Genomic DNA, 14,941 nt, shown 5'->3' with positions numbered 1-14,941 from the left:
AACCCACTTAGGCATATAAGGCATACAAAGTCATGTCTCAGATCATCTCCATTCATTCGTTTCGGGGCGGCACGGGCAAATCCAACCTCACCGCGAACATTGCCACTGCTGTTGCCAGCCAAGGGAAGCGGGTTTGCATTGTTGATACCGATATTCAATCACCAGGGATTCACGTCATTTTCGGCTTAGACGAAGAGAAGATGACATACTCGCTAAACGATTACCTCTGGGGAAATTGCACCCTTGAGCAGACTGCTTATGATGTAACTAATCACCTGAAAGATGCAAGTGGAGAATCAGCTACGATTGCTGGCAAAATCTTTCTAGTTCCTTCCAGCTTAAAGGCAGGCGAAATTGCTAAAGTTCTGCGCGAAGGATTTGATGTTGGGCTTTTGAATGATGGGTTTCAGGAGCTTTTGGATCGGTTAAACCTGGATTTTCTATTTATCGACACGCATCCTGGTCTGAACGAAGAAACGCTTCTGTCGATCGCAATTTCTGATGCAATGGTTGTGATCCTCCGTCCTGATCGCCAGGATTATCTAGGAACAGCAGTGACGCTAGAAGTTGCTCGCAAGCTAGATGTTCCCAATCTCATGCTGCTTGTGAATAAGATGCCCAAAGCCTTCGATCGCGAGACCATTCGACAGCAAGTAGAAGCAAACTACGAAGCAATGGTAGCAGGACTATTTCAAGAAAACGAGGAAATACTACAGCTTGCTAGTAGTGGCGTGTTTTGTTTACAGTACCCAAACCATCCATTTACGCAAGAAGTTTATGCTGTAGCAGAAAAATTGATGATGTTCTAAAGACTGTTTAGAGCATGAAATGGCTCAGTATTCATGCTGGTGCGTTCTCCTTGGAGACTGATGCCATTTTAACCACCTTGAGTAAGGTAATCATGCTGTACGATCACCGAACTCAAGCCAAAGCCTGATCGGTTTTTCTACAAGATACTCAGTAGAGAAATGTGTCGATAGTCTAAGCAGTGTTAAGAATATCCTGAGTCTGATTTTGCTGTAAGCCTCGCTTGACGGGAGGTTTAGGCTGTTTTAAGCGAAATCCGATCGCGTAACACATCACAAAGCAAGTGCCAACGCATCCAGTTCCTTTGCGACAATGCTAAAGCAGTTCTTATACCCTTCACTGCACGATAAGGGAGACACCCGTTATGAAATTAGCTTACTGGATGTATGCAGGCCCCGCCCATATTGGCACACTCCGCATCGCCAGTTCCTTTAAAAACGTTCATGCCATCATGCACGCGCCGATCGGCGACGACTATTTTAATGTCATGAGATCGATGTTAGAACGCGAACGCGATTATACTCCGGTCACAACTAGCGTGGTCGATCGCAATGTTCTCGCCCGTGGATCGCAAGAAAAAGTTGTGGATAACATTACGCGCAAAGATGCCGAAGAACATCCCGATCTGATTGTCCTAACTCCCACTTGCACATCAAGTATTTTGCAGGAAGATTTGCAGAACTTTGTGGAGCGGGCACAGCTTGAAGCCAAGGGCGATGTGATGTTAGCCGATGTGAATCACTATCGGGTGAATGAACTGCAAGCCGCCGATCGCACTCTGCAACAGATTGTGCAGTTCTATATTGCAAAAGCTCGTAAGAAAGGCGACTTGGTGACTGAGAAAACCGAAAAGCCTTCGGTGAATATCTTCGGACTCACCACGCTCGGTTTTCATCACAATCACGATGCAACGGAACTAAAGAAATTGATGGCGGACTTGGGAATTGAAGTGAATGCGATCGTACCTCAAGGTGCAAGCGTTCACGAACTCAAAACGCTTCCCCGTGCTTGGTTTAACCTGGTTCCGTATCGCGAGACAGGCTTGCTTACTGCTGAATATCTCAAGCAGGAATTTGGGACGCCCTACATCGACATTACCCCGATGGGAATTGTTGAAACGGCGCGTTGTATTCGCAAAATTCAGCAAGTGATCAATGAGCAAGGTGCAAATGTCAATTATGAGCCGTTCATTGATCAGCAAACGCGGTATGTGTCACAGGCAGCTTGGTTTTCTCGATCGATTGATTGTCAAAACCTCACAGGTAAAAAAGCGGTTGTCTTTGGAGATAGCACACACGCTGCTGCAATCACCAAAATTCTTGCGCGTGAGATGGGAATTCATGTATTGCTAGCGGGAACCTATTGTAAGTACGATGCGGAATGGTTTAGAGATCAAGTTGGTGAATACTGTGATGATGTTTTAGTTAGTGAAGATCATGCGCAGATTGCTGATGCGATCGCCCGTCTTGAACCTGCTGCAATCTTTGGAACCCAGATGGAGCGCCACGTCGGCAAACGACTGGATATTCCCTGCGGTGTGATTGCGGCTCCGATTCACATTCAAAACTTCCCGGTTGGATACAAACCATTTGTGGGTTATGAAGGCAGCAATCAGATTGTGGATTTGATCTACAACTCGTTCACCCTGGGAATGGAAGATCACCTGCTCGAAATCTTTGGCGGTCACGATACGAAAGAAGTGATTACTAAATCGGTTTCGGCAGAATCAGATCTCAGTTGGAGCAAGGATGGACTCGCGGAATTGAATCGGATTCCGGGATTTGTGCGGGGTAAGGTGAAGCGCAATACTGAGAAGTTTGCTCGCGATCGTAACATTACCCAAATCACCGCTGAAGTGCTTTACGCTGCAAAAGAAGCGGTTGGCGCATAAAGAGAGATTACCGCGATCGTCGATGATAGGATTGGCGATCGTGGGGTTTCAACAACTGCTCTCTAACGATTGAGCTAACCGGACGGCAGTATCCTTGCAACCTGACAAACCTGACAACGGGTTATGTTCTGTTCCGGTTCAGCGGCTTTCTAGGCGGTATGTCTGTAAGCTACGGCAGCGGAATACCGAGTTGACGCGCCTGGGATGCGGCATCCCTAGCACCCCAACGGCGCTTGATCTTTCCATCTTCTATTTCAAACCATTCTATGGCGATGAGCTCATAGGATTTCCCGGTAGGCTGATTCCCAAACGCCGGTGCCCAGAAAGTCCCTGTCTCGACATATCTTGCTGCCACGATATTGCCTTCAGCAATCAACTCCTCAATCTTAAGCTGCATACCGTAGCCCTCAATAAGTTGACGCCAAACGGGTTCAATCTTTTCGATGAGCCCTTTGCCCATGACACCCTGAATCTCAGCCCCCTCAGCAAGCAACGCCTTCAACTCGTTCAAATCACCCCGGTTAAAGGCTGCTACATACTGGCGAACCACTGCTTTAGCTTCTTCCTCTATCGACATAGATCATCCTTCATTAGTTGCCGTCTAACGTTCTGCTTCACCCACCGCTAGTAATCTCTCGGACTCAATCAATAATGCTGATACGGTTGGCGGGCAAGTGGTTTGTCATAGGGCGACGATATATCCGCTTATTTTGGCTATATTGTAGCTGATTCGCAACAGAAATTAGCTTATGTCTGGGCAAAAGTTCCTACGTTTGGATGGGTTTACTAGAGCAGAACGGCTTGGAATAACTGATCGTGTAAGTGAGGCAATTAATCAAGCAGGAGCCTGGATTACCGATTTCCACCTGTACTCAAATATTCTAATCTGTATTAACTTCCAGGTTCCGATCGCTAATTTGGACAAACTCTCTGCAAAGCTGAAGGAGACAGGGTTAGAGTTGAGCCAAGAGAGCCTGAAGCAGCTCATGCCTGTTCATGACTCGATGCTGAAAGAGCAAGAGCTAGTCGGGACATTGCAAATTACCTTTCTACACAACGAACCCGACTTGCTCCGAGATGTACCTGCTGTTCCAGGGTAAGGATTGGAGAAACTGTGTTCAAACATCCAGACCGGCATTACCTCAGTAAGATTTTTTGCGATTGGCTTATCAACCTTCTGTCCTGTAAAACAGAAAACTTTTAGGAACTTCTACACCCATAACTTAAGCCGCATAACGACCAAGCTGAGCGGCGGTAATCAACATCGAACTCACCACCAATTGCTTTCAACTGTCCGCTGCACTGGGGTTGTTAGCTGGTGCTGTGTGCTGCCGTAGCCACTCCACAAATGCCTCACGTCCTAGCTCACCTGATATGATCGCTAAGACTACACGCTCTTGCTCATCCACAGAGGCATCAATTTCCAATTCATTCAGAATAAGAAAAGTCTCCGTCGCAGCATGACCTGTACGTTTATTCCGTCTACAAATGGGTGATTCATGATGACCGAAAATCCTAATGCTGCTACTTTCTCCAGCAAACTTGGATATAGATCTTCTCCGCCAAACGTCATTCGGGGTTGGGCAATTGCTGACTCTAACAAACTTACATCTTGGATATCTAACGCTCCACCGGATTGATCAAGAATTCTGCGATGCAGTTCTAATATCTCTATTAGCGTCAGATAGTGGATCATGCCAAACGTCGATACAGTTCAGCATTCTTCATCAGTACATAATCGGCTGCATTAACAAAATCGCCTTTTTGTAGATTTAGCCAATCCTCTAGGCTTGCCTTCAAAAGCACTTCAGTCGCAATGCCATGCACTATTGCTAAATCCTATAGCTTTTGGAATTGGCTGTCCGAAAGATCAATTGTGATAGGAGCTACAGAGATCGCTCTCCTAGTGTTTCTCAATCAAGTTTAACATTCACTTCTAACTGATAATCTCGCTATACCGTCCCAGCCTAAAAACGAAGCCAGCTAACGACGAAGCTCACCGGACGTGAATAATTATTGCATCTCAACCACCGCTTTGCGGCGTTCCGGTGCAGCGACTCGTTAGGCTGCCCGCCAGATATAAGTAAAAATACTCACTAAGTAAATATTCGTTGATCTCATAACCTCAAAACACCCAGAAGCTTTTAAACGTGCTAGACTGATTTCAGAGCATAGATATCGGTTAGCAACATTTGTTTCTAGTATTAACGAGTTTTCAAGTTTTTCCATTGACAGACTTCTCTCCGAAAATTTACTCTACACATCCTTTATTTTTGGAGACAAGCTATGTCAATTTATGTAGGCAACCTGTCCTATGACGTTACTGATGCCGATCTGACTTCTGTATTTGCAGAATATGGATCCGTAAAGCGAGTTCAGCTTCCTGTAGATCGTGAAACTGGTCGTATGCGCGGCTTTGGTTTTGTAGAAATGGGCGCAGATTCTGAGGAAGCAGTTGCCATTGAAGCACTAGACGGTGCGGAGTGGATGGGTCGCGATTTGAAGGTCAATAAAGCCAAGCCTCGTGAAGATCGCGGCGGATCATTTGGTGGCGATCGTAGAAGCGGCAATAACTTCTCTCGTGGCTACTAAATATCGAAGCTGAGTTATTAGTCTGCCTGTAGAGGTTAGACCTAACCAAGAAGGGTTCAAGCAGAAATGCTTGAACCCTTCTTGGTTCTAACTCAGCAATTTGGGGCTGCTTAATTCATACCGCAAATCAGCCTAACGGCTCGGGTCAGCGGTTGCCAATACCTCTCATCTCACCCAAGCGGCTTCGGTCAATCCGTTGCACCGCAGTTGTTATACTGCGCGACCTAAGGTAGACAGCACCATTTCAAACAACTCATTTGCATTATTCGCACATCCGATAGCACCATGACGACGTGATTCTGCAACTTGTTCTGGATTCCTTGAACCAGCATAAATGATGAACGGGGTTTGATCACCATTAGACCGTAGCTGGTCGAGGAGCGTATAGCCTGCACGGGAATCAGGAGGTCGCCCCATATCAGAGATGATAGCGTCAAATTTTTGTCGAGAAATTTTCTTCAGGGCTTCCTCTGTCGATGTTGCCAGTACGAAATTAACACCCAAAGCCTCTAGTGCTTGACGTTCATAAATATTGTTGTTGGGGTAATCGTCAACCCACAAAACTGTTGACCTACTTGCACGTCTGATGACGCGAGGTGTAACGACTTCAGAAACAATATCTGCGGCTATTTTTGCTTCTTTCGCAGCACTCTCACGATTTGTATCTCCATCAGAACGAGATGCTGCCGCCGCCGCCAAAGCAGCAGAAACTTCAGCCTGTTTTCTCTTTAAAGAAGCCTCAAATCCAGCTCCTTTCAGGGATAACTCACCCAAACTTGAGAAGAAATCACGTAAGTCTCGACCAAATCGGATCAGAATGAACAGAAGCACTGCTGGCCAGATAAGGACGTTTAGCAGTTTCGTAACGGCATCAAGCAGCTTAACAACATCGTCAACACTCACTGTTCACCCAATTAGAATTTGAATAGAATTTGAAATTTACTCTAACATCAAACACCAACAGATAACTTTTAGGTACGCCCCTACCGAGGACTTAGCAGTATAACGAGTGAGTTGAACCGCACCGAATCAATCAAGCAACACCAACTTTAGTTGGTTGTGCGGTTAACCTCACGACTATTATGCAATCCATTCTCTAGCTGAAGTGGCTTCGGGGGGTTGGTTTCTTAGGCTGCCTTTCACAAAATATTTACAATTTAACGATCGTTCAATGCGGCTTGCGAATTTCTGCCGTCAGTCCGCGATTTTTTAATTCTTGGACTTTCTTTTGGGCAGCTTCTTCACTCAAGGTTGCTGCAAGCTGAATCTTACCGTCAGAGCGGACAAAGGCATCGGGTACCACTTGACGGGCGGTTGCTAAAGATTGATCTCCGGTAAATGGAATTTCAACTTTGTACTGCAAGCTTTCGGCTGCGGTAGGGGGAGAGGGATTCGAGGTCTTTGGAACAGTAACCGAAGGTAGCAGCATCGAAGAGCTTGTCACCGGAGCAGGAGACGGAGACGCAGCAGGAGCAACGATCGCGCTCGGTGCAGCAGGCGATACGGTCGGAGACGGGCTGGGAGAAGGCGCGATCGCAGCAGGTGAAGGCTTCGTTCTGAGTGCTGTTAGCGTGTCGAGTCCCAAGTCGGAAAACTCATCGCGATCGAGGCGCGGAGAAGTCGGAAGGCTGTTGGATGCGGTTTCTTGGGGGGCTGATGTTTCTGTGGTTTCGGGCTGGGTTGTTTTTTGAGCAATGCCACTCAGAGCTGAGGGATTCATAATCACATAGCCCAACATGGCGCTAGAGAGAAGCAGCGTCAGCATCGAGCCAATTCCAAGCGGAGTCGATAAGCTTTGCAGAAATCCGCGCTCGACCTCAACTTTGGCTTCTTCGCGCTTGAGGCTTTTTAGCAATTGCTCAGACGATTCGAGGTAATCCTCGGCAGGCGCTTGCTCACCGGGATTGGCAATCTCAAAGAGGGCGGCACCTGCGGTTTCTGGCTCGTAGGGAATCATTGCGCTCTCGTCGGTGTCTGCTGCTGCAATCGATTGATCCGACATAGAAGAGGTACCGAGATCGAACGAAATCGCTTTTGGAGGGGCTTGAGGGAGGGCAGGCGCTTCAGTGTCGGTTGCTGCTGCGAGTTCGAGCGGTTTTTTCTGTGGTTGCTTTGGACGCAGAACGATCGGGGCAACGCTTAATCCCGCACGTTGCCGACGATAGCGCGTGAGTTCATCTTCTAGGCGCAAATCTAGACAGCTTAGTGCTTGTTGCAGCTTGGGGTTTAGGGGAGTTGCGGATCGACCGTGACGCATAAGGTAGATTCCTCGATTGAAAGCCGTTTTTTTTCGTTTGATGAAGCAAGATTTTGAAAATCTGAGATTTCAGTTTAATCGAGAGTGTTGCGATCGACGCAAAAATATTCAGAGTGAATTGCTGTGTCAGAATTTTGACAATACCGCACCTCTTTACATCCTGCATGATGAAACGCTTTTTTCTTTCTGGTTTGATTGCCATCAGTGTTGTGATTCAAGTGCCGATCGCTCGATCGCAGTCTGTTTCGCTTGATCGCACTCGTCAAGGCATGGTCGCATCCGCGCATCCGTTGGCTTCTCAAGTGGGGCTGAATATTCTCAAACAGGGAGGGAATGCGATCGATGCGGCGGTAGCGACGACGTTAGCAATTTCAGTGGTAGAGCCGTTTAGTGCGGGGATTGGGGGCGGTGGATTTTTGCTGTTTTATCAGGCGCGGAACAATGAGATGAAAGCGCTCGACTTTCGCGAACGTGCCCCGATTAAAGCAACCCAGAATTTGTATTTAGATGCTCAGGGGAAAGTGCGCCCGAATGCGAGTACGGATGGATACCTAGCTGTGGCGACACCGGGAACGATCTCAGGGCTTTATCAAGCGCACCAGAAGTATGGAAAATTGCCTTGGAAGACGGTGGTTGCGCCTGCGATCGTTCTGGCGGAATCTGGATTTGCGGTGAGTTATCGATTCACCCAAGCAACCGAATCGCGCAAACTTCAGAACGCGGAAGCCCGCAAGATATTTACGCGCAATGGCAAGCCGTATCAACCGGGGGAAATTCTCAGACAGACGGAGTTAGCCGCGACTTTGAGGGCGATCGCTCAAGATCCGAATAGTTTTTATCAAGGCAAGATTGCGAGTGAGATCGTGCGGGACATGAGAGCGAATAACGGATTGATGACGCTGGAAGACCTCAAGCAGTATCGCCCTATTTGGCGTGATCCGGTTTGCGGGAATTTTCGACGGGTGCGGGTTTGCTCAATGCCGCCGCCTTCTTCGGGTGGAGTGCATTTGCTTCAGATTCTCAATCTGATTGGCGATACTGATCTCAAATCGATGGGTTGGCGTAATCCTGATGCGTTGCACTTACTGATCGAATCGATGCGACTTGCTTATGCCGATCGTGCCACTTATCTCGGTGATCCGGATTTTGTCAAAGTTCCGACCTCTGCGCTGATTAGTCCTGAATATGCCAAAATTCGCCGCCGAGAAATCGATCCGAAAAAGGCTGCAACTCAAATTAAACCAGGCGATCCAGCAGTTCTACAAAAACTATCGCGAGAATCAACGGAAACGAGTCATTTAACGATCGTGGATCGCGATCGCAATGCCGTTAGCCTCACTTTCACAATCAATCTCGGATTTGGTGCAGGCATTGTCGCTAAAGGAACCGGAATTGTTTTAAACAATGAAATGGATGATTTTGCGATCGCACCAAATATTCCGAATGCGTTTGGCTTGGTTGGAGGTCAAGCGAACGCGATCGCACCCCGGAAAACTCCGCTTTCTAGCATGACTCCCACGATCGTCACCGAAAATGGAAAACTCAAAATGGCGGTCGGTGCGCCTGGTGGCAGTACGATTATCACAACGGTTCTGCAAACGATTCTCAATGTTCTGGTGTACGACATGGATGTGCGTCGAGCGATCGCAACCCCACGCATTCATCATCAATGGCAACCGGATCGATTAATGGTTGAGCAATGGGGACTTGATCCACTCACGATCGCAGAATTGCAACGTCGAGGACATCAAATTCAACAACGCGGAAAATGGGGAAATGCAAACGCGATCGTGATTCTGCCGGATGGGTCGATCGAGGGTGCGGCTGATCCGCGTGGAGAAGGCGTTGCAGCCGGATATTAAGTTCGCGTGAGTTCGACATAAGTTCTTGGCTGCGTTTGGAGCAGTGGGCAGCCCCCTAAATCCCCCACTTGTGGGAGACTTTGAAAGGTAGGAAACCTCCAAAACTTGGGGAATTGCTCTTTATCTAAGTCCCCCAGAATGGGGGATTTAGGGGGCGAACGGACTCAAATCGAAGCGAAAAACTCATCGAACTAAAGAGAGATCGAGTTCCTCAAATTGCTCCCAACTTAAATCGTGAATGACTTTTGCGGCTCTCGGATGAGACGGTAGCAGCGACGTTGCCATTAAATCCTCAACTCTTGTCTATTCCGTATAAAGACTATTATTTCCAGTTCTGCCAATTTGTGTTCAAAATCGATGTTCCTGGAAACGCAGTCGGATTGTTGTTCGCATTCAGGCGCTGTTGCAGTTTCTCTAAATTCGGGCTGGGATTCGGTAAATTCTCAACCAGTTGAAACGGTGCAATGCCAGTTTCCAGCGAAAAAGTAGCCGTGGTTCCCGCCGCCGCCCCCGCAGACCATTCGATCGAATGCACCCGATATGCCGCCGCCGCAATGTGACTCATCGCAATGCTTTTCCCCGTAACCAGCATATTGTCTAGCTTTTGCGGAATCATCGATCGCAGTGGAATCTGGAACGGATAGGTTTCATCTGCACCCTGCCGCTCTCCCTGCCGCTCTTGATTGCCTGGTTTTTCAGGCGGAGAAGTCACCATACAAGGGTGAAAATCAAGAGGGTAATGTCCGGTGCCGACGCTATCTGGATAAATATGCGATCGACCCAGGGTTTTCACAGTTTTCGGGTCAATGCGACCCCGAATCACGTCGATCGTCCGCAATCCCGCGATCGCGGTTGCGAGATTGCGAAACGTGCGATCACCCAGATTCTGATAATACTCCTCGCTAAAATCTTTTCGAGATGCCGTGACTTCATCGATCGCAAAGCCTTCTGCATATCCGTAAGCAGGTCTGCCAATAATCCGACGAGATTCACGCATATACGGATACTTGGATAACCCATGCGCTGTGCCCATTGGGGAATCGAATCCAGTTAGATAGCGCAAATTCGGAAAAGGCTTCTTGGTCGAGAGTTTTGCGTCCGTTGTGCCCGAATGAAACCAGTGGAAAAAGCCGATCGCTTGCTCTTCACCGCCGCGCAGTCCATCCACGCGCAACCCACCGAGCCAGCCATTCGGATTGAGTTGTCCAGAAGCCCGCAGTTGTTCCCGCGACAAAATGTAGTTATCCAGGCTTGTTCCAGGTGCGTAATCGTTGCCCCAATTCCAGTTCTGCATTGAAATATCACCGGGATTCACCGATCGACTCCCCGTACCCGGAATTCGGCTTTGAATGCGACGGTAGGTGAACACCAGTTCAGGTGTCTCTGCATAACGCTGGTCATTAAAGCTGTAGGACTGTGAGTAACGGGGGTAAAAATCGGGAGGTGTCGCAGGTTGTGGAGTTGCAGTTGCCTCCATCGCAAAAGTGTAGGTGTAACCTTGCGGACAGTAAGGATAATCCGTTTCGCTCGACGACGAGGGATTGACATACGATCGAGCATCTAACCCTAAGCGGTAAGGCACATCGGTTAAAGCAACGAGTTCACCGGTTTCGGTCGCCTCGATCACATACCATTTTCCTGAAGCGGGGGGAACGAACTGAATGATTTTCTTTTGCAATAACGGCGAATCTTGCTCGGTATAGCTATCGACGATCGTTTGAGATAGGGGATAGGTATTTAGGGGTGCGGCATTGGGCGCAGGGCGGTGTTGAATCGCACGAATCGATTGAATTTGCGACCCAGTAGTTTCAATCGATTTTGCCACTGTATTTGGAAAGAAATAAAGCTTGCCTTTGCCTTCTTTTTCCGCTTCTCCTAACATCATTCGTAGAATCTCATGTCCCTCTTTCGGCATAAAACAGACCAGACTCACCCAACAAGCACCCGGATTTCTATCTCTGTTTTGCGCCAGAATTCGCTGACGAAAATTGGTATAACCGCGTGGAAAAAATAACTGCGATCGCTGCGTTGCTCGTTCATCGAGTGCGGAGGTTCCTTGAGCCGAAACTTGCCCACCCATCCAGTCAGTAATCTCTGTCAGGCAAACGGTACGCCCTGCCTTTAATGCTTCGTAAGTTGCCGCGACTCCTGCGGTTCCAGCGCCCACGACGAGAATTTCACAGCTGACTTGTTGATCAATTGATCGAGGTGTTGCCGCCTCAACAAGCCGAGCCGAAAGTGGAAAAAATAGACTAAAGCCAATCCCAACTCTTAGAAAGAACTTCATCAGTACGCTGTCCTTGCATTACTTCTGTATCAATTTATTTAATTACGCCTGAGCAATTCGCTTAACAGAATAGAGCGGCTTGAAATGTTACAGACCTAAATATTCTGATGAAATAAAAGATGCATTAATTTAGAAGTATGCAAAAATTTCTCATGAGAGCGTCTATCCTATCTTGCGTTTTTCTAGCCTGCTGTATTCCAACTTTTGCCCTCGCACAAACGAGAGATTTGCGAGTTCGCGCCGATCGCTGGCTACTCGTTCAACGAATGGTTGGCAGTGTAAATTACGATCGCCCCTCTGGATCAAGACCTGCGCGAGTAGGCGATCGACTTCAAGCGATCGGTGAGGGCATCACAACCGGAGTGAATTCGAGGGCTGATTTGCTGCTAGACACAGGGGTCGGAGTCATTAACGTTCTAGAATCAACTCGATTAAGGGTACGGCGATTAGAGGTCGCAGGTAATAACGGTAGAATCACTCACCTCAATGTCACACGCGGACAAGTGCGCTTGAAACTTCGGCGATTTACAAATCGTGGATCTCAGCTAGAGATTCAAACGCCTGCTGGACTCAGTGGAGTACGGGGTACAGATTTTGGGGTTGCAGTACAACCGGACGGTAAGACAGGAATTGCAACCCTAACGGGTGCAGTGGTGACAGCGGCGCAAGGGGGACGAGTTTGGGTGCCGCGTGGATTTCAGAATCTAACGATTCCGGGAGAGCGTCCCTCGCCTGCGGTGCCGTTGCGGAATGACACGACGTTAAGAGCGCAATTGGTCAGGAGAATCGATCGTGGAGTCCGCAAGGTTCAAATTGTCGGTCGTGTCGATCCAGTCAATATCGTCAGAATCAACGAAGTTCCCCAAATTCTTGATCGCAATGGTGCGTTTCGCAGTTCAGGGTTTTTAGCTGTCTCGTTTTTACGGGTTAAGGTGGAAGTAATCACTCCATTAGGCAAATCTCAAACTTATGAACTGGCGCTTGAGTAGAGCTGGATGGCGCTTGCTTCCAGGTGCGATCGCTCTCGGTCTGGTGATGGGTTCGATCAATTTCGGGTGGATCAAGCCGTTTGAGCAAGTGGCGTATTCTGCCTTGTTTCGGTTACGGGGGGAGCGGCAATGGGACGATCGCTTGGTGCTAGTGACGATCGATGATGACAGCATTAAGCAACTCGGGCGATTTCCTTGGAAGAGAACGCAATATGTCAAATTAATTGATCGGTTGACCGAAGCAGATGCAGGTGTGATTGCGATCGACGTTTTGTTTTCTGAATTAACTCCGGAGGATGCTGCATTTGCAGCGGCGATCGCACGATCAAATCGAGTCGTTTTGACGCAAGCAGAGGGTAAAGGCGGTTTACCGTTGCTTCCGGTTCCGCAGCTTGAGGCAGCAACCGTGGCAAGTGGACATATTCGGATTCAGTCAGACGAGGATGGAATTGCACGATCGATTGAGCCGCAGTTCCGTCAGGTTTGGGCATTTGGCATCGCGGCGACGCTGACTTATTCAATGCTGCGAGAGGCGATCGCGCTCCCCGATTTTAGTCAGCGCATTTGGCTGAACTGGGTAGGACGGGCTGATGCAGCGCCACAGTATTCATTTGCGCGGGTGATTCGCGGAGAAATTCCCGATTCGGCGTTTCGAGACAAACTTGTACTTGTGGGAGTGACGGCGACGGCGATCGATGCACATCCAACTCCGTTTGACCGCAATCCTGCTGCAAGCGGTGTGCATGTTCAAGCGACGCTGATCAATAACCTATTGCAGAGAAATCTTTTAACTCCGATACAGCCCCCGTTCGTGCTGTTACTCTTGATCTCTGCGATCGGGAGTCTTAGTTTTAGTTTATTACTTAGCTATTGGCGCACAGAAATTCAACTTGCGATCGCGACAGTTGCGGTAGCAGGTTGGGTTGGAACAAGTCTTGCATTGCTAAACGCAAACTATTTGCCTTCAATTCTTCCGCCAATTGGGTTGATTACGATAAGTATGATCGCGACGGTACTAATTGAGCGATCAAGAATTCACAGGAATTTAGAACAGCAGATCAAACAGATTCAGCAACGCTATCATATCGAATCTGAACCCCAGGATGCGGAAAATTTGGCTCAGTTTGCATCAATGCAAGAGTTAACGCGATTAACAACGCTAGTGGATCAGTTAGGACGATCGCAAGCCACGCAAGCTACGATTGCACGTTGTTTACCGATTGCTTTAGTGGCGTGTGATTTAGAGGGGCGAGTTTGGTTTTGTAATGCGATCGCTGCTTCGATGTTAAACATTCAAGCGGGTCGTTTGCTTGAACCGATTTTAGTTCCGAATTGGATTAATCCTGAACAATGGCAAGCAGTTCTGCAACATCCCTATCGAATTGCAACAGAGCAATTGCGACAAGAGCGCTGGTTTCGGTTTCAGATCGAACCGCTAGAAATTCGCGCTGATGGTATTTTGATTGCGTTAGAAGATATCACTATTTACAAAACGATCGAACTTAATTTAGACTACCAGATTGAAGAGTTACAGCAGCTTAGCGAACTGAAAGATGAATATCTAAGTACCGTTTCTCATGAATTGAGAGCGCCGTTGACCAACATGAAAATGGCATTACAGCTTTTTAAGATTGCAAAGACGGAATCACAGAGAGAGCAATACATTAAAATACTGAATGCCGAATGCGATCGCGAATCCGAATTAGTGAATACGTTACTCGATCTGCAACGTCTAGAGTCCGGACGACAATCGATTGACGTGACCCCGATCGATCTCGAAACTTGGCTGCCTGAACTGCTAGAACCATTTTTTCGTCGCACAGAATCGCGACAACAAACGCTTGAACTTGAGATCAGCCCGGCGCTTCCCGTTTTGCATAGCGATCGTGCAGCACTAGAGCGAATTCTGATAGAACTCATCAACAATGCTTGCAAATACACTCCACCGACGGAGCACATTATCGTGTTTGCAGACTGGATTGCACCTCATGTGGAACTTAGCATCAAAAATTCGGGAGTTGAAATTCCTCCAGAAGCGCGATCGAGAATTTTTGAGCGCTTCTATCGGGTTCCTAACGCTGATCCCTGGAAACAAGGGGGTTCAGGACTAGGGCTTGCGCTGGTACAAAAATTAGTTGAATCGCTACAAGGCACGATCGGAGTCAGTAGCGATCAGGGTTGGACAAGGTTCACGGTGCAACTTCCCATCCAACCTGGTAAAACCTATCAATAGCTAGAGAAGCTTAAAGATCCGAT

11 protein-coding genes and 2 pseudogenes are annotated in these 14,941 nt (G+C 48.0%); 7 read left to right on the top strand and 6 right to left on the bottom strand.

Annotated elements, in window-relative coordinates; translation table 11 throughout:
- Positions 1–32 precede the first annotated feature (32 nt).
- Positions 33–809, top strand: coding sequence for a MinD/ParA family protein (locus tag NC980_RS07350; RefSeq protein WP_190378268.1), 777 nt, complete (start codon positions 33–35; stop codon positions 807–809).
- Positions 810–1,171: 362 nt separating this feature from the next.
- A complete protein-coding gene (gene bchB / locus NC980_RS07345) occupies positions 1,172–2,698 on the top strand; it encodes a ferredoxin:protochlorophyllide reductase (ATP-dependent) subunit B (protein WP_190378267.1) in 1,527 nt (508 codons plus the stop codon).
- A gap of 169 nt (positions 2,699–2,867) precedes the next feature.
- Here bchB and NC980_RS07340 read toward each other — a convergent pair whose 3' ends face one another.
- Positions 2,868–3,275 carry an ester cyclase gene (locus NC980_RS07340; RefSeq protein ID WP_190378266.1) on the bottom strand — a complete coding sequence of 136 codons (408 nt, stop codon included), beginning with the start codon at positions 3,273–3,275 and terminating at the stop codon, positions 2,868–2,870.
- 172 nt (positions 3,276–3,447) lie between these two features.
- Between NC980_RS07340 and NC980_RS07335 the strand changes: the two genes are divergently transcribed.
- The gene (locus NC980_RS07335) at positions 3,448–3,798 is read left to right on the top strand and encodes a hypothetical protein (RefSeq protein WP_190378265.1); all 351 of its coding nucleotides are present in this window, start codon (positions 3,448–3,450) and stop codon (positions 3,796–3,798) included.
- A 186-nt stretch (positions 3,799–3,984) separates the two neighbouring features.
- Here the strand turns inward: NC980_RS07335 and NC980_RS07330 are convergent.
- Together NC980_RS07330 and NC980_RS07325 are read right to left on the bottom strand one after the other, a co-directional pair.
- A pseudogene (locus NC980_RS07330) lies at positions 3,985–4,394 on the bottom strand (type II toxin-antitoxin system death-on-curing family toxin).
- A pseudogene (locus tag NC980_RS07325) lies at positions 4,391–4,594 on the bottom strand (DNA-binding protein). The pseudogenes NC980_RS07330 and NC980_RS07325 overlap by 4 nt, the downstream one beginning before the upstream one ends.
- A gap of 390 nt (positions 4,595–4,984) precedes the next feature.
- On the opposite strand from NC980_RS07325, the gene NC980_RS07320 reads away from it, so the two are divergent.
- Positions 4,985–5,290 carry an RNA-binding protein gene (locus NC980_RS07320; protein WP_190378264.1) on the top strand — a complete coding sequence of 102 codons (306 nt, stop codon included), beginning with the start codon at positions 4,985–4,987 and terminating at the stop codon, positions 5,288–5,290.
- Positions 5,291–5,500: 210 nt separating this feature from the next.
- Here the strand turns inward: NC980_RS07320 and NC980_RS07315 are convergent, their stop codons facing one another.
- Together NC980_RS07315 and NC980_RS07310 are read right to left on the bottom strand one after the other, a co-directional pair.
- A complete protein-coding gene (locus NC980_RS07315; RefSeq protein ID WP_190378263.1) occupies positions 5,501–6,193 on the bottom strand; it encodes a response regulator in 693 nt (230 codons plus the stop codon).
- Positions 6,194–6,458: 265 nt separating this feature from the next.
- Positions 6,459–7,547 (bottom strand): hypothetical protein, encoded by a 1,089-nt coding sequence (locus tag NC980_RS07310; protein WP_190378262.1) that lies wholly within the window; start codon positions 7,545–7,547, stop codon positions 6,459–6,461.
- A gap of 269 nt (positions 7,548–7,816) precedes the next feature.
- On the opposite strand from NC980_RS07310, the gene ggt reads away from it, so the two are divergent.
- On the top strand, positions 7,817–9,409 hold the full coding sequence (gene ggt / locus NC980_RS07305) for a gamma-glutamyltransferase (protein WP_347272811.1): 1,593 nt from the start codon (positions 7,817–7,819) through the stop codon (positions 9,407–9,409).
- A gap of 322 nt (positions 9,410–9,731) precedes the next feature.
- Here ggt and NC980_RS07300 read toward each other — a convergent pair whose 3' ends face one another.
- Positions 9,732–11,696, bottom strand: coding sequence for an FAD-dependent oxidoreductase (locus NC980_RS07300; RefSeq protein WP_190378260.1), 1,965 nt, complete (start codon positions 11,694–11,696; stop codon positions 9,732–9,734).
- Positions 11,697–11,848: 152 nt separating this feature from the next.
- On the opposite strand from NC980_RS07300, the gene NC980_RS07295 reads away from it, so the two are divergent.
- Together NC980_RS07295 and NC980_RS07290 are read left to right on the top strand one after the other, a co-directional pair.
- Positions 11,849–12,685, top strand: a complete 837-nt coding sequence (locus tag NC980_RS07295; RefSeq protein ID WP_190378259.1) for a FecR family protein — start codon at positions 11,849–11,851, stop codon at positions 12,683–12,685.
- A complete protein-coding gene (locus NC980_RS07290; RefSeq protein WP_190378258.1) occupies positions 12,666–14,918 on the top strand; it encodes a CHASE2 domain-containing protein in 2,253 nt (750 codons plus the stop codon). The genes NC980_RS07295 and NC980_RS07290 overlap by 20 nt, the downstream gene beginning before the upstream one ends.
- Positions 14,919–14,941: the final 23 nt, after the last annotated feature.

This window comes from Leptolyngbya sp. AS-A5, assembly GCF_039962495.1.
Lineage (GTDB): Bacteria > Cyanobacteriota > Cyanobacteriia > Leptolyngbyales > Leptolyngbyaceae > Leptolyngbya.
The sequence above is the reverse complement of the archived record's forward strand: the minus strand, read 5'-3'. Positions and strand labels throughout refer to the sequence as shown.